Origin of the sequence: Pseudoalteromonas sp. SWN29 (genome assembly GCF_015864465.1) — a bacterium.
GTDB lineage: Bacteria > Pseudomonadota > Gammaproteobacteria > Enterobacterales > Alteromonadaceae > Pseudoalteromonas.
In genome coordinates, this window is the sequence record NZ_JADYXE010000015.1 from 19,780 (window position 1) to 35,583 (window position 15,804).

15 protein-coding genes are annotated in these 15,804 nt (G+C 39.3%); 2 read left to right on the top strand and 13 right to left on the bottom strand.

Annotated features, from left to right (window positions below):
* The first annotated feature begins 63 nt into the window (after positions 1 to 63).
* A complete protein-coding gene (locus tag I6F53_RS07610; RefSeq protein WP_197239077.1) occupies positions 64 to 642 on the top strand; it encodes a mechanosensitive ion channel domain-containing protein in 579 nt (192 codons plus the stop codon).
* A gap of 87 nt (positions 643 to 729) precedes the next feature.
* Here the strand turns inward: I6F53_RS07610 and I6F53_RS07615 are convergent, their stop codons facing one another.
* The 3 genes from I6F53_RS07615 to I6F53_RS07625 are packed head-to-tail and all read right to left on the bottom strand — an operon-like array spanning position 730 to position 3,117.
* On the bottom strand, positions 730 to 1,788 hold the full coding sequence (locus I6F53_RS07615; protein ID WP_197239078.1) for a succinylglutamate desuccinylase/aspartoacylase family protein: 1,059 nt from the start codon (positions 1,786 to 1,788) through the stop codon (positions 730 to 732).
* On the bottom strand, positions 1,775 to 2,680 hold the full coding sequence (gene rimK, locus I6F53_RS07620; RefSeq protein WP_002961977.1) for a 30S ribosomal protein S6--L-glutamate ligase: 906 nt from the start codon (positions 2,678 to 2,680) through the stop codon (positions 1,775 to 1,777). The genes I6F53_RS07615 and rimK overlap by 14 nt, the downstream gene beginning before the upstream one ends.
* A 2-nt stretch (positions 2,681 to 2,682) precedes the next feature.
* Positions 2,683 to 3,117, bottom strand: coding sequence for an ATP-dependent zinc protease family protein (locus tag I6F53_RS07625; protein WP_197239079.1), 435 nt, complete (start codon positions 3,115 to 3,117; stop codon positions 2,683 to 2,685).
* Positions 3,118 to 3,403: 286 nt separating this feature from the next.
* Here I6F53_RS07625 and I6F53_RS07630 point away from each other — a divergent pair, with 286 nt between their 5' ends.
* Complete coding sequence (locus tag I6F53_RS07630) at positions 3,404 to 4,375, top strand: zinc transporter ZntB (protein WP_197239080.1); 972 nt, start codon at positions 3,404 to 3,406, stop codon at positions 4,373 to 4,375.
* 90 nt (positions 4,376 to 4,465) lie between these two features.
* Here I6F53_RS07630 and I6F53_RS07635 read toward each other — a convergent pair whose 3' ends face one another.
* From I6F53_RS07635 to I6F53_RS07680, 10 genes are all read right to left on the bottom strand, one after another.
* The gene (locus tag I6F53_RS07635; RefSeq protein WP_166419728.1) at positions 4,466 to 5,653 is read right to left on the bottom strand and encodes a polysaccharide lyase family 7 protein; all 1,188 of its coding nucleotides are present in this window, start codon (positions 5,651 to 5,653) and stop codon (positions 4,466 to 4,468) included.
* 912 nt (positions 5,654 to 6,565) lie between these two features.
* Entirely contained in the window at positions 6,566 to 6,901 is a 336-nt protein-coding gene (gene rraB / locus I6F53_RS07640; RefSeq protein ID WP_007585369.1) for a ribonuclease E inhibitor RraB, read from the bottom strand.
* Positions 6,901 to 7,614 carry a 1-acylglycerol-3-phosphate O-acyltransferase gene (locus I6F53_RS07645; RefSeq protein ID WP_197239081.1) on the bottom strand — a complete coding sequence of 238 codons (714 nt, stop codon included), beginning with the start codon at positions 7,612 to 7,614 and terminating at the stop codon, positions 6,901 to 6,903. The genes rraB and I6F53_RS07645 overlap by 1 nt, the downstream gene beginning before the upstream one ends.
* 182 nt (positions 7,615 to 7,796) lie before the next feature.
* Entirely contained in the window at positions 7,797 to 10,091 is a 2,295-nt protein-coding gene (gene parC / locus I6F53_RS07650) for a DNA topoisomerase IV subunit A (RefSeq protein ID WP_197119792.1), read from the bottom strand.
* Positions 10,092 to 10,101: 10 nt separating this feature from the next.
* Positions 10,102 to 11,196: a PQQ-dependent sugar dehydrogenase gene (locus tag I6F53_RS07655; RefSeq protein WP_121954961.1), complete on the bottom strand. Its 1,095-nt coding sequence runs from the start codon at positions 11,194 to 11,196 to the stop codon at positions 10,102 to 10,104.
* A 29-nt stretch (positions 11,197 to 11,225) separates the two neighbouring features.
* Positions 11,226 to 13,115 carry a DNA topoisomerase IV subunit B gene (gene parE, locus I6F53_RS07660; RefSeq protein WP_024590690.1) on the bottom strand — a complete coding sequence of 630 codons (1,890 nt, stop codon included), beginning with the start codon at positions 13,113 to 13,115 and terminating at the stop codon, positions 11,226 to 11,228.
* A 108-nt stretch (positions 13,116 to 13,223) separates the two neighbouring features.
* Positions 13,224 to 13,784: a YqiA/YcfP family alpha/beta fold hydrolase gene (locus tag I6F53_RS07665; RefSeq protein WP_197239082.1), complete on the bottom strand. Its 561-nt coding sequence runs from the start codon at positions 13,782 to 13,784 to the stop codon at positions 13,224 to 13,226.
* Positions 13,769 to 14,554: a metallophosphoesterase gene (locus tag I6F53_RS07670; protein WP_197239083.1), complete on the bottom strand. Its 786-nt coding sequence runs from the start codon at positions 14,552 to 14,554 to the stop codon at positions 13,769 to 13,771. Before I6F53_RS07670 ends, I6F53_RS07665 begins: the two co-directional genes overlap by 16 nt.
* A complete protein-coding gene (locus I6F53_RS07675) occupies positions 14,541 to 14,999 on the bottom strand; it encodes a DUF1249 domain-containing protein (RefSeq protein ID WP_197239084.1) in 459 nt (152 codons plus the stop codon). The genes I6F53_RS07670 and I6F53_RS07675 overlap by 14 nt, the downstream gene beginning before the upstream one ends.
* Before the next feature lie 49 nt (positions 15,000 to 15,048).
* A complete protein-coding gene (locus I6F53_RS07680) occupies positions 15,049 to 15,675 on the bottom strand; it encodes an NUDIX domain-containing protein (RefSeq protein ID WP_166419720.1) in 627 nt (208 codons plus the stop codon).
* Positions 15,676 to 15,804 lie beyond the last annotated feature (129 nt).

The window sequence follows — 15,804 nt, forward strand, 5'->3', positions numbered from 1 at the left end:
ACAAACGCGTTAAACTAAGCACTTATAATTTAACTAAATTGTTATGAAAGCTCAGGGTCTAATGTGGAAATAATAGAATTTTTAGAATTGTTTGCATCACAATATAAATTAATTGTCACTATAATCGCTATTTTGGCTTTCCCTCTGCTATTAAAAATAACCAAAAATTTACTCGAAAAAGCGATTAAGGGAAAAGTAGATTTGCACCGAAAATATCGTGCAGAGCTGCTACTAAAAATTATACTCGCCTTTGTCGTGCTGTGTTTAGTTTTAGTATTTTGGGGTATAGAGCTGCGTGGCTTATTGGTTTTAGGCTCCTCTTTATTTGCCATGTTAGGCGTAGCACTTTTTGCCGCGTGGTCGCTATTGAGTAACCTTACCGCATTTTTACTGATGTTTATTCAAAACGACTGCCGTGTTGGCTATTGGGTACGTATTATTGATGGTGCGAATCATGTTGAAGGCCGCATTGTTGAAATGGGCTTAATGAATGTTGTGCTTGAACACATTGATGGGCACCGCGTAATTTACCCTAACAACCTTTTTGTAACCCGCCCTGTCATGGTTTTAAATAAAGAACCAAAGCCAACAAAAGTGCCCGTTATAAAGCGCATTATTGGTCCTAAAAAACATAGTTTATAAAGCAATATCAACAAAAAAGCCGCAGTAAGTAATTAATTACCTACTGCGGCTTTTTAATGCTTAGCTAAACAGAATTTAGTTTAGCTATTAGTTATTTAGCTCAGCTGTTTTAAGCTCTTCATCTAAATCGTTTATCTCGTCAATAAAGTTCTCTAGCTGTTGCTCTACTAAACTATTATCACTAGCAAAATACGCAAGATGGAATACCGCATCACCTTCATTTACTAATGGCATAGTTTGCTGACCAATAACAATACCGCCTTTCGGCGCTAAAAGTTCAAGCTCAGAGTCGCCCAGCGGGCTACTTATATAAGCAAGCACTTGGCCTTTAGTTACATGCTCACCTAATGATACTTGCGCACGCACAATCCCATCAACTTCAGCACGTATCCAACTTGTTGAACCTGCAATAATAGGATCTGGTAGTTTTTTAGGACGCTTGCCACGGATCATTTTTAAGTGACGCATAACATAGTCAACACCCTGAACACCTGCCGCAATCGCGATCGGATCAAAGCGTAGTGCCTCACCCGCTTCGTAGGTGATAACCGGTATACCTAGGTTTGCAGCTTCACTTCGTAATGAACCATTACGCAATGATGCATTTATAACTGCAGGCGTACCAAATGCTTTAGCCATATCAGCGGTTGCTTCATCCTCTAAGTTAGCGCGAATTTGCGGTAAATTAGTTCGATGAATAGCGCCAGTATGCAAATCAATAATGTGAGTACAATGTACTGCCACTTGATTAAAAAACATATACGCCATACGCCCAGCTAGAGAGCCACGCTCAGAACCTGGGAAACTACGGTTCATATCGCGTCTGTCTGGTAAGTAACGCGATTTATGAATAAAGCCAAACACATTCACAATAGGCACAGCGATTATCGTTCCGCGCAGTTGGCTTGGGTCTATTTTAGCAATTAACTGACGTACAACTTCTACGCCATTTAGCTCATCGCCATGAATAGCCGCACACACCATAAGCACAGGACCTTCCATTACACCGTTAACCACTTCAATAGGAATATTAAGGGGTGAATGGGTGTAAAGTTTAGCTGCCTCTAAGGCAAGCGTTTTACGCTCGCCTACGCCTACACTTTCTCCTAATAAGGAAAAAGGGCGGTTAATTTTAACCTTTGCCACGTGTTGCTGTTCCTTTACTTGAAGCATTTTTTTCGATGAAGTCAATCACCATGCCTGCAATGTCTTTACCTGTTGCTATTTCAATGCCCTCTAAACCTGGTGATGAGTTTACTTCCATCACAAGTGGTCCACGAGATGAGCGAAGTAAATCAACACCCGCTACGTTCAAACCCATTGATTTAGCCGCTGCTACTGCCGTTTTACGTTCCTCTGGCGTAATGCGAACTAATGTAGCACTACCACCACGGTGAAGGTTAGAACGGAACTCACCTTCTTGTGCTTGGCGTTTCATTGCGGCTATTACTTTGTCGCCTAATACGAAACAACGAATGTCTGCACCGCCTGCTTCTTTAATATATTCTTGAACCATAATATTGGCTTTTAAACCCATAAACGCTTCAATAACACTTTCAGCTGCTTTGCGTGTTTCAGCAAGTACAACACCAATGCCTTGTGTACCTTCAAGTAACTTAATTACTACCGGTGCACCACCTACCATTTCTAGTAAGTCTTTTACATCATCTGGTTTGCTAGCAAAGCCTGTTACTGGCATACCAACGCCTTTACGCGAAAGTAACTGAAGTGAGCGTAATTTGTCGCGCGAACGAGAAATAGCGACTGATTCGTTTACAGGGTAAACACCCATCATTTCAAACTGACGAAGTACCGAACAGCCATAAAATGTTACTGATGCACCAATACGCGGGACGATTGCGTCAAATTCTTTTAAATTTTCACCGCGATAGTGAATTTCTGGTTGTTCAGAATTGATATTCATATAACAGCGCAATGCATCAATCACTTTAACTTCGTGACCGCGTGCTTCTGCCGCCTCAATTAAGCGACGTGTTGAATATAATTTTCTGTTGCGAGATAAAATACCGATTTTCATAGTTAAACCTTACGACCTAATAGTTGAGATAAAGCCGGGTCAACGACTATACGATTTTCCATGGCTGTACGCCCTAATAACATTCTAAACTTCATTGTTGCACGGCTTGTTAAAGTAAGCTCTATCGGCCAACTATGCTCGCCTGCATGCAACGTAGTTTCTATAAAGTAGCGTAGTTCTTTTTGCCCACTTGAGCTGGTTACGTACTTCATTTTTTTAACTTTTGCTTTGCAAGTAATTTGAGTTTTCTCATCATCTTGCAGTGGTTGGGCTGTAAATTTAACCCATTTTTCGCCATCTTCTTCGTACTCTTCAATGTTAATTGCATGAATACATGAAGTGCGAGCGCCTGTATCAATTTTTGCTTTTATGTCGTTAATACCAAGCTCAGGTAAACTTAACCACTCACGCCAACCAACGGTGATCTTTGCTGTCATAAATGTGCCCTTAATAAAAAAGTGACTTATACGCTACAGGCAAAAAAACACCAACGAAATAAATTTATCTAGTCGATTAGTAAATTAAATTGATCTTTTTAAGCAACTGGTCACACAATGCGCGCCTTGCTAAGTAGTACTTTATGTCACTTTACTCAGCACAGAGGCTCTGCATATTTTTTGCGATTTAAACTTAACTTATTAAAAGTAAAGGTAAGTCTGTAAGCAACTAAGTAGATACACTATAGTTAACAGTATTAAAAATACACTATTATGAGAATTAATTATGATTAATGGTTTACTACATGCCCTTGTGCTTGACGAAAAAGGTGGCGCACGCTCTATTGAAAGCACTAATGAGCTAAATAGCTGGCAACCAGGACAAGGTAAACTTTGGGTTCATATGGATTATAGCCAAAGTGAAGCCGTCGACTGGTTAAAAGTACAGTCTCACCTAACCGATTACGAGCTAGATTCTTTAATTGCTGATGAAACACGCCCGCGCATTACGGCCACAACTAATGGGCACATGTTATTTTTACGAGGTGTTAATTTAAATCCAGCACAAAGTCCTGAAGACATGGTTTCAATCCGTTTATTCATCAGCGAAAATATTTTAATTACCACCCGTAAGCGCCGTTTATTATCGGTGCAAGATACACTGGCCTGTTTAAATGAAAATAAAGGCCCATGCAATATTTCTGAGCTTGTATGCTCTATAACGCAAAAACTAACCTCACGTATGCAAAGCGTTATTGACTCACTAGATGAAACACTCGACGAATTTGAAGAAGAAATAGATGAGCCAAGCAAAAAATTTGATAACCAAGGTTTATCGCAATTGCGCCGCCAAACCATCGCTTTAAAGCGCTATTTAAAACCGCAAAAAGAAGCACTCAGCTCAATGGTAAATAATCACTATCCGTGGCTACTAGATGACGATAAAGCAAAGTTAAATGAAACCACTAACTTACTTATTCGTTATTTAGAGGAACTGGAAAGCTCTATTGAGCGTGCACAAATCATTCAACAAACAATCACTAACCAAGTATCTGAGCAATTAAATCAGCGCATGTACGTTATGTCTGTAGTGGCTGCACTTTTTTTACCACTAGGCTTTTTAACTGGTCTTTTAGGTGTAAACGTAGGAGGTATTCCAGGTACAGAAAGCCCTTATGCGTTTAGTGCTTTTGTCATATTTTTGATTGTACTTACTGGCGGTATTGGTGTGTATTTTAAAAATAAAAAATGGTTATAAATTAAGTTTATACATTTAAAAAGCATTAAAAAAAGCCACTCAACTTTAAACTGAGTGGCCTTTTAAACTGCTTAATAACTAAATAATTAATTAGTTAGTTTTACGCGTATAACTAACGTTAGTCATTGTCACTTTAGCTTTTGTAATTCCTAAATCTTTAAAGCACTCTTTAAATGAATCTGAGTTTCCTGATTCGCCACATTCATCTAGTGTGTACGGGTCTTGTGATTGTAGGTAATTACCAAACTTGAAGTAAGATTCTGAATCATCTTCTACCGGAATACCAAAGGTAGTACCTAATGCAGCCACATCTACATCACCGTAATTATTAACTACTTTTAGATTAAATGAACCACCACTTTTGATAGTACCCAGTGCATGCTTTTCTTCTTTACCATTGGTGTTACGCAAGCGAACATAAACGTCAAAAATTCCGTTATCCGCTACGCTATCATCAAAGCCTGATTCATCTGTATCTGAAACATATACTTTTGAAATAGTACCCGTATCGCTAGCGTGGTGCTGAGAAATAATCGTTTTACCACCATCTGACATTTCAACTTTTACAGTTGCCTCAAAAACCTCATAGGTTTCGGTCATTGCAACACGTGCACTTTCTTTTACTTTATATTCATGACGCCAGCCATTCCCGTTTGGAGTAATATGACGCGCTTCTAGAGGTACAAACTCTAAAGTGTCGCTATTTACTAATGGATGAGGATCGTTACCTTCAAGGTCAAAAATACTACCGTTGGTGATATTGCTTGCTATGCCGGAACCACTACCAGTGTCGCCACCGCCAGTATCACCACCACCCGAGTCTCCGCCGCCAGAAGAACTTCCCTTAGTTAATGAAAAGCTGTCAAAGCGAACATCGTTTGAGCTATTGTCATGCTTAGCAAATACTTGCAATGAATTAGTGCTAGCTGTAGTGAAAGTTTTAGATACTTTTGTCCACGAAGAAACGTTAAATTTCTCACTTTTAAACAAACCATTAAGATCATTAATGCCGATTTGTCCCTTACCAAGTACGTACGCACTTAACGTGTACTGAGTATTTCGATCTACATCTACATTCTGGTAAACACGCCCTGGGCTGCCTTGTATTTTCAGTGACTTTGAGCCTTTATATGCGTCTGAAGATAGTGCTGCTGGCTCTGTTTCATTCCAATCGCTCCAACCATCTTCAAAACCCGAGTTATCAATCGTGGCAGCATGCGCAAAAGAAGTGCTCGCAGCAATTGCAGAGCAAATAAGTAACTTTTTGTATTTAACCATTATTTTTATTCCTTTAAATCTGTATACAAATAACCTAACAACTTAACTTGGTAGTAAATACCAAACTTAAAACGCATTGTATAAACAGACTTTCGATTCAAAAAATTGGTAATAGCAATAATAAATTAAAACGATTCAAATTGGCATTACCAAAGCCCTCGCCAAACTGGTAAAGCAAGGCTATATTTTTTGTTGCCAATATGTCAACAAATTAATTGTTACCATGGGATCAGTGGAACATTCTAAAAACCACAACAAAACCAAACATAAACAAACAAAATCATAGAGTTGAAAATAGAATACCTTCAAATTATCGAATCTAATTATTTAAAATTTCAGAAAATAGTAGTGCTTCAAACAAAGAGCTCTATTACCAATTTTCCATAAACAGCTTAATACTTTATGAATAAACTAAAATTATTTTTGATAAAATTGTAACCGAGGAAAACTGGTCATACCAATTAAGCGTTAATATAGCTTAGTTTGAAAATAGATTTAGTACGAATAAATAACTAACCGGAGCTTTAATTTGGAGATTTAATTAGGAGATTTACTAGCATATTAAAACACTAAAATATTTAGGCTTATTACTCTCTAGCTAGGGCGTGTTGATCTTTGGTGGTTGAGTTTGCAGCAGGATATTTATACCAACCTGCATAAATCTTTGACCAATTTAACGAATTAAATTGCACTATAACGTCGTTAAAAATTTTTTATTTAGAGCAACTAGATACAAAAATTTTTGCCTAGTTCTAGCGTAATTTTCTTAACGTTAAATAGACCTCATATATAAGCAGATTGGTATTATTTAACCTCGATAAATAACCCATCCCCTAATTATAGGCACAAAAAAGCGAGTGTTTTTACAACACTCGCTTTTAAATTAGTTAATCTAAACACTCGTTAGTTACATTACTCTTGAAAGTAAGTGCCCCAGCCGTCGTACTCAACTTCGCACTCAACGGCTAGTTGCGCTAACTTATCAACGTCTTCCATAATAACGTCTACGTCTAGCTCAGCTTCAACTACAATGTCAAAGCTCCAAATTTTGTTACCGTCTTCAAGCTCAAGCTCTGCTGGTTCTTCAACATCGTAACCCAATTTAAAAGCAGCAAGTGCAGCTTGCTCTAACTTAGGAAAGTCTTCACACACAAAGTGGTGCTCTACTTCATAAAGTATTTCAGGGTCTGACCCATCTTCAAGTAGTGAACTTACGATGTCTTCACTTATTTCACGCCAGTTTTCCATTATTTTTCTCTCACTTGAGCATCTAATTCAGTTATTTTAGCAGCCATAATGCTATGCACGCTTTTAGCATGCTCACGCGCGCTAATGTTTTTATCAAGCGGTATAGGCGCTAACATTTCGATGTGAATTGTACCATTATCCCAACGATTTAGCTTAATGGTTTTATGTGTTGTATTCATACATACCGGAATTATGGGTACATCTGCGCTCATTGCGGTGTGAAATGCGCCCGTTTTAAATGGTAGTAGGCCTCTTCCATAGCTTCGTGTGCCTTCTGGAAACATCCATACAGATAAGCCATTATTTTTAATTTTTTCGGCTGCTTTTGAAATAGTTCCTGCCGCTTTAGAGCGATTCGATCTGTCTATTAATATATTACCCGACAACCAATAAAGCTGACCAAAAAATGGGATCCACTTTAAGCTCTTCTTACCTAAACTAACGCAGTTTTTTGGCACCATGGCTGGCACTGTAAATAAGTCGTAGCTATTTTGATGATTAGCAACATAAACCGCAGGACCAGGATCAACGGCATCTTGATGACGTGTTAAAACTAATTTAACGCCAATCATTTTAGCCATTGAGCCAAACCAACCCGCTATAATATGTACATTATTAGGATGAAATGGCCTTACAATTGAAAGTAATAAACCAAAAATACAACTGAATAATATAAACAGCAGCATAATAAAAACGCGTATAACAGCTAGCAAATGGGCTTCTCCAAAAATCAATTATGATTATTATAGCGTTATTTTGTGACACAAACGAGTCAATAGCGCACAAGTGTACGCTGAAATATTTAAGCTGCTTGTTTTAATATTGCTTTAAAATGGTTTTAAAACAAAAACGGCCTGCAAATGCAGACCGTTTTTAATCATATAAAAGTAATCAATTATTCTTCATTAATTACTTCTACAGGCTCATCATCTTGAGGTGTTAACTCCACAACAGCTTCGTCAACACGTTGTAAGCCACGCGGTAGTTTATTACCCCTACGCCCTCGTTCACCATGATAATGCTCTAAATCGCTTGGTTTAAGTGTTAGTTTACGTTTGCCAGCATGAAGCGTAACACTGCTTCCTTGTGGCACAACAGCAAGCACTTTTACAAACTCTTCGCGGGCTTGTACTTTAGCACCCGGAATGGAAATTATTTTATTGCCTTTACCCTTACCTAATTTTGGTAAGTCACGTAGCGGAAATAAAAGCATTCGACCTTCGTTAGAAATAGCCATACAGTAATCGCTAGCAACATCGTTCACTCTAATAGGAGAAAGTAATATGCCACCTTTGGGGACACTTACCAACGCTTTACCATTTTTGTTTTTACTCACTAAGTCTTTAAAGTCGGTAATAAAGCCGTAACCTGCATCTGACGCCATAAGCAATACTTGCTCGTCTTCACTCATTACCACGTGCTCAAAATTAGCGCCTGGTGTTAAGTTAAAACGACCTGTCATTGGCTCCCCTTGGCTACGCGCCGAAGGTAGACTGTGCGCATCAGTTGCAAACGCCCGCCCCGCTGAATCTAAAAATACCGCAGGTTGATTACTCTTACCACGAGCAGAGGCTCTAAAGCCGTCACCTGAGCGATAATTTAAGCCTTGTACATCTAAGTCATGACCTTTACCAACGCGTGCCCAACCTTTATCTGATAGCACAACAGTAACTGACTCTGATGGAATTAAATCTTTTTCGTTAAGCGCTTTTGCTTCTGAGCGCTCAATCACTGGCGAGCGACGATCGTCACCGTACATTTCAGCGGCTTCTTGAATTTCTTTTTTAAGCAGTGTCGACATACGACGTTCTGAGCCTAATATTTGCGCTAATTTATCACGCTCTTTGGCCAGTTCGTCTTGCTCACCACGAATTTTAAACTCTTCAAGCTTGGCTAAATGACGAAGTTTTAATTCTAAAATTGCTTCTGCTTGTGTATCAGTTAAATCAAAGCGCTCCATTAATACAGGCTTTGGTTTATCTTCGCTGCGAATTATCTCAATCACTTCATCAATATTTAAAAAGGCGGCTAATAAACCCTCTAAAATATGTAGACGCGCTAATACTTTATCTAAACGATACTGCAAACGACGACGCACTGTTTCGCGTCTAAATATTAGCCACTCACTTAAAATACAGCGTAAATCTTTAACTTGCGGGCGGCCATCGAGGCCTAGCATGTTTAAGTTTACGCGGTAGTTTTTTTCTAAATCAGTAGTTGCAAATAAGTGAGCCATTAATGGCTCAGCTTTAATGCGGTTTGAGCGCGGAATAATTACAATGCGCGTTGGATTTTCGTGATCTGACTCGTCACGTAAATCGGCAATCATTGGTAATTTTTTAGCGTTCATTTGCGCTGCAATTTGCTCAAGTACTTTACCACCAGAACATTGATGCGGCAGCGCTGTAATAACAATATCACCATGCTCTTCGGTATAAACCGCACGCATTTTGATAGACCCACGACCGGTTTTATATATTTTATGAATATCGGCTTTTGGGGTAATTATTTCAGCATCTGTTGGGTAATCTGGTGCATGTACAAGCTCAAGTAATTCTTCAAGCTCTGTTTTTGGTTTATCAAGTAATAAACAACATGCACTAGCCACTTCACGTACGTTATGTGGCGGAATATCGGTTGCCATACCTACGGCAATACCCGTTATACCGTTTAGTAAAATATGCGGTAAACGAGAAGGCAGTACAACAGGTTCGTCCATCGTGCCATCAAAGTTTGGTGTCCAATCTACGGTGCCTTGGCCAAGCTCTTTTAATAGTACTTCTGAAAACTTAGATAAACGCGCTTCGGTATAACGCATTGCTGCAAACGATTTAGGGTCATCTGCCGCGCCCCAGTTTCCTTGCCCGTCTACCAATGGGTAGCGATAAGAAAACGGCTGCGCCATTAATACCATTGCTTCGTAACATGCGCTGTCGCCATGTGGATGGTATTTACCGAGTACATCACCCACGGTACGGGCTGATTTTTTGTACTTAGCGTTAGCCGATAAACCCAGTTCGCTCATCGCATAAATAATACGACGCTGTACTGGCTTTAGGCCGTCACCTACATGCGGTAGGGCACGATCCATGATTACGTACATGGAATAATTTAAATAGGCGTCTTCGGTAAAACGCCCCATTGTTTGTTGCTCAATTCCTTGCATTAGCAAGGTATCTGTATCACTCATTAAAGCTTACCTAGTTTTTCTTATAGCTTACACGGTAGATTACATTGGCGTAATCATCGCTTACTAACAGACTGCCGTCACCTAATTCTGCAAATGCAACAGGGCGTCCAAATGTTGTTTCATCTTTCATAAAGCCAGTAATAAATGGCGTATATTTAGTTACGCGACCTACTTCAATTGTTGCTAGCCCTACTTTATAACCTGACTTTTTAGAACGGTTCCATGAGCCATGCTCAGCAACAAATAACTGTTGCTTATAACTTGCTGGAAATTGCTTACCGTTGTAAAAATGAATGCCAAGCGGTGCTACATGCGCAGGAAGTGCAAGTGCTGGCGACGTGTAATCGGCAATATTTTTACCTTCCCCAAATTCTGGATCAATAATGGCACCGGCATGAACATACGGAAAACCAAAATGCTCACCTTCTTGCGTTGCACGGTTTAACTCATCAGGCGGAATATCATCGCCCATCATGTCGCGACCGTTATCACTAAACCATAAAGCTTGAGTAGCTGGATGAAAATCAAAACCGACGGTGTTTCTAACGCCCTTGGCTATTGTTTTTATTTGTTTTGTTTCTACATTAAGCGCAAAAATACGACCAAAACGTTCATCCTCAGCACAAATATTACACGGTACACCCACCGGAATGATTAGCTCGCCCGTTGGTGCAAAACGTAAAAATTTCCAACCATGATGACGCTCGCTCGGTAATGCGTCATAAACCACATCAAATTTTGGATCTTTTAATTGGGTATCAATATTTTTAAAGCGAATAATACGATGCACTTCACCTACGTATAAATCGCCATCTTTAATTGCTATGCCAGAGGGCATATTTAGGCCTTTAGCCACAACAATTTTTTTATCTGCTACGCCATCGCTATTATGATCAATAAGCGCATATACGTTGCCCGCTTTGCGAGAGCCAACATACACAATACCTTTTTTTGAAACGGCTATTTGACGTGCATTTTCTACATCATTTGCAAATAAGCTTATTTCAAATCCCGGTGCGACTGTGAGCTTATCGAGTATATTTTTCGCCATTACAGGAGCGGTAGTCAGCCCAAGTAACAGCAAACTTCCTAGTAGTTTTTTCATTCGCCTCTCCTAGTGTTAAGCACAGGTAATTAAACGAGTGCCTTGTTACCATGATCTTCTAACCATTGACGACGATCAGGCGATCGTTTCTTAGCAAGCAGCATATCCATCATTTCCATGGTTTCTACTTCTTCATCAAGCGTAAGCTGCACTAAACGTCGTGTATTTGGATCCATCGTGGTTTCGCGCAGTTGTAACGGGTTCATTTCACCCAGACCTTTGAATCGTTGTACGTTTACTTTTCCGCGTTTTTTCTCGGCTTCTATGCGCGCCAAAATAGCGGTTTTTTCTTGCTCATCAAGTGCGTAATAAACTTCTTTACCAATATCGATTCTAAATAATGGCGGCATTGCTACATACACATGCCCTGTTTTTACTAACTCTGGGAAATGGCGAACAAACAGTGCACATAATAGTGTTGCGATGTGTAGTCCATCCGAGTCAGCATCGGCCAATATACAAATTTTATTGTAGCGTAATGCCGACATATCGGTTGATTCTGGATCAATACCCAGCGCCACTGAAATATCGTGTACTTCTTGTGATGCTAGTATTTGGCCTGACTCAACTTCCCAGGTATTCAAAATTTTACCACGTAGCGGCATGATAGCCTGAAATTCACGGTCTCTTGCTTGTTTAGCAGAGCCACCAGCAGAATCACCTTCCACTAAAAACAATTCGGTACGGTCGTTATCAGCAGCGCTACAATCGGTAAGTTTACCCGGTAAAGCAGGACCGGCAGTAACACGTTTACGCACTACTTTTTTAGCTGCACGCAAGCGAGTTTGTGCATTTGAAATACATAACTCAGCTAATAATTCTGCGGTATCAGTATGTTCATTCAACCATAAACTAAACGAGTCTTTTACAACCCCCGATACAAACGCAGAACACGAGCGTGATGATAGTTTTTCTTTTGTTTGACCGGCAAATTGAGGGTCTTGCATTTTAACCGATAACACGTAACTACAACGATCCCAAATGTCATCAGGAGTTAATTTCACACCACGAGGGAGTAAGTTTCTAAACTCACAAAATTCACGCATTGCTTCAAGCAAACCTTGGCGTAAACCATTTACATGCGTACCACCTTGCGCGGTAGGAATAAGGTTTACGTAGCTTTCAGCTATTGATTCACCACCTTCTGGTAGCCATACAACAGCCCAGTCAGCGCCTTCAATTGAACTTTTAAATTCGCCAACAAACGGGTCTTGCGGTAATGTTTCAAAACCTTTAATTGCTTCAACTAAATAGTCTTTTAAGCCTGTTTCATAAAACCATTCTTGGGTTTCTTTTGTTTGCTTATTAACAAACTTAATTCGCAGTCCTGGGCACAAAACGGCTTTGGCTTTTAATAAATGATTAAGCTTGGTAATTGAGTAGTTTGGTGAATCAAAGTAGCTAACATCAGCCCAAAAACGAACCGTAGTACCGGTGTTACGCTTACCGACTGTACCAATTACGTTTAAGTCTTCTACTTTATCGCCGCTTTCAAATGCCATTCTGTATTGTTGAGCATCACGTCGTACTGTTACTTCTACACGCGTAGATAACGCATTTACTACCGAAATACCTACTCCGTGCAAACCACCCGAAAATTGGTAGTTTTTATTAGAAAACTTACCACCGGCGTGTAATTTAGTGAAGATCAATTCAACCCCTGGGATACCTTCTTCTGGGTGAATATCAATAGGCATACCACGCCCGTCATCACTTACTTCAAGCGAATTGTCTTCGTGGAGTATTACGTCGATACGAGTAGCATGACCCGCCATAGCTTCATCGACACTGTTATCGATAACCTCTTGGCCTAAATGATTGGGACGTGTTGTATCTGTGTACATCCCTGGGCGTCGTTTTACCGGATCTAATCCATTAAGTACTTCAATGGCTTCGGCGTTATAATTTTGATCACTCATAGTTTTTGTCTTTATATCCGCTAAGGCTCTAATACGTTTTACTAGTTTTATTGTTATATGCGCTAAAGCGTTAATATAGTAACTAACCTCAGTTCAGGCTAACTAGTTTTACGTGATTTTAAGAAAATCTACAATACTTGCAAAGGTGCGTTCAAATTCAACGTAGCTATGATCGCCACCAAATTCTATCAATTGCTTGCATTGCGAATAATATTTTACTGCGTGTTGAAAGTTCAACACTTCATCGCCTGTTTGCTGTAATAAGTACAGCAATTCAGGGTATGCTAATTTATCTACAGCGAGTAATTTAAGTGCCTCAATGTGACTGTTATTTAAGTCGTAATGATAATATTGATACGGATTATAATTAGGTCCAAGTAACGACTGTAATAAATTATAGGGTGCGACCGCGGGATTAATAACCACTGCAGGAATTTGATAACGCTGCGATAAATACGTGGCAAAAAAACCACCTAACGAGCTACCTAATAAAACGGTATTTGGCGTTAGTAATTGTTCAAGCTCAATTATAGCTTGTAGGGGCTCGTGGTTTAAGTTCGGTACACAATAATCAACGTCATAGTTTGCCATAAGCTCACCAAAGCGCACAGCTTTATATGATTTTTGTGAACTATTAAAGCCATGAATATAAATTACGCGTTTAGCCATACTACTTCCGTTTTTACTTCTACTTTATCTTTTTTACTCTTTATATTTAGCGTTCTGTAAGCTGGTCCCGCATTTTTTTGCTCCCACTCTAAAGTGTGCTTTACAAACTGTATTGAGCTGGCTGGCGTTGCATATATTGGCAACCCTCTAAAACGTTGCTGGTAATCATTGTGTACATGGCCATGAAAAAGCGCAGATACGTTGTTACTGTTTACTAAAATATTTAAAAGCTGTGGGCCATTTTCTAATAAGTGTTTATCTAGGTAGCCATTTATTGGCAGCGGATTATGATGACAAAATATAATTTTACTATTATTTGAATCGACTAAAGCGTCCGTTATTTCATCCAAATGCGCACCAGTAACCCATCCTGCGGGCGTAGGTCCTTTCGAATTAACTAGAAGTAACTCAATCCCATTAGCAATAATATGTTTAGCCGAATTTATTTGCCCACCACTTATACGATTAAGCATTGCTAGTTCATCATGATTACCTGGCACCCAAAATACAGGGCAAGTTATGTCACTGGCATTTATAAGTTCACTAAATAGTAGGTACGATTCAAAGCTATGGTCTTGTGTTAAGTCACCACCAAAAATAATGCAGTCTATTGGCTGCTCAGCGATGTGCGCTAAGGCTTGTTCAAAATGAGCAGCGGTATTTACACTAAAGTACTCACCGCTTTTGTCTGCAAATAAATGGCTGTCGGTAATATGCGCAATGCACAAAGATGATTTATCAAATGTATACGTATCATCAAACCAAGCCATTATTTACATCCCAATTTAATGTCGCTTGTCCGTGCTCTACACAGGCTACTAACCAGTCGTATAAAAAAGCATTAAGTTGATACTTTTCATCTTTTTGATGCATTTTAGGGTTAGGGTATCCATAAGATGGTTTTATGCGTTGATGGTAATCGTGATGAACAATTTCAGCCACTTTGGCATCGTGATACAAACGCACCGTTAAATACAGCGGCATAATCCCTTTAACCATTCCTGTTAGCTGCTTAATTGAAATATCTATGGTGTATTTTGCGCTGCCATCAATTTTTGTAGCAAATTCACTATTGCCAAGTTTTACTTCTCGAATGCTTCCTATATTGCGCTCGCTCGGTAACAACTTTAATAGTCGCACATAGTTATGCTCACAAAGTGTTAAGTACTTTGGGAGGCTTTGAATATATCGCTTTGTTGCTAATCGTGCTGTCAAAGTACCGCCATAATTTAAGTAATAGTTTCAGTAAAAGTTTGGGTGAAATTTATGCCCATTTGCTTGCCATTTTTTCGCGATTAAGCGCAAGCCACTGCATACAAATAACCGTTGCCGCATTATCCATTTCACCGTTATTGAGGCGCATTAGCGCATCATCAACCGATAGAATGTGAGTTTTTATATCCTCCCCTTCAGTTTCAAGACCATATACACCTGATTTCACTTGGCTTAAGTCAGTACGCGCTAAATATAAATGTAAGCGCTCAGTTGTACCTCCAGGGCTTGATAGGTATGAAAGCATAAATTCAAGTTCAGTTAATTCAAGCCCAGCTTCTTCATGCGCTTCTTTTTTTACAACTGATTCGTAATCGGTACTGCCGTCTGTCATTCCAGCTATACACTCTAGTAGCCAAGGCGAATGCTTGCTTTTAATAGCGCCAATACGTATTTGCTCAATTAAAAGAACAGTATCTGAAATTGGGTCGTAAGGGAGTACTGCAATGGCATCGCCACGTTCTAATATTTCTCGGCTAATTACTTTAGATTTTCCACCTGCGAAAAGAGCATGTTCAAACTGGTATAAATCAACCTGAAAAAAACCTTTATAAAGGTTTTTTATTGGCTTTAAATCTACATCTTTATGGGTAAATTGAACGAGTTTTTTATCAACCATGTACCTACTTCCTACTTATCTAAAGCTTTAAAATGCGTTAATATATTCTGTTACACTTGAACATACTGTTTTACTAATTATTTTTTTTGTTATGGAGTAAAACAGGTTAACATGCTTTTAGTACAAAAA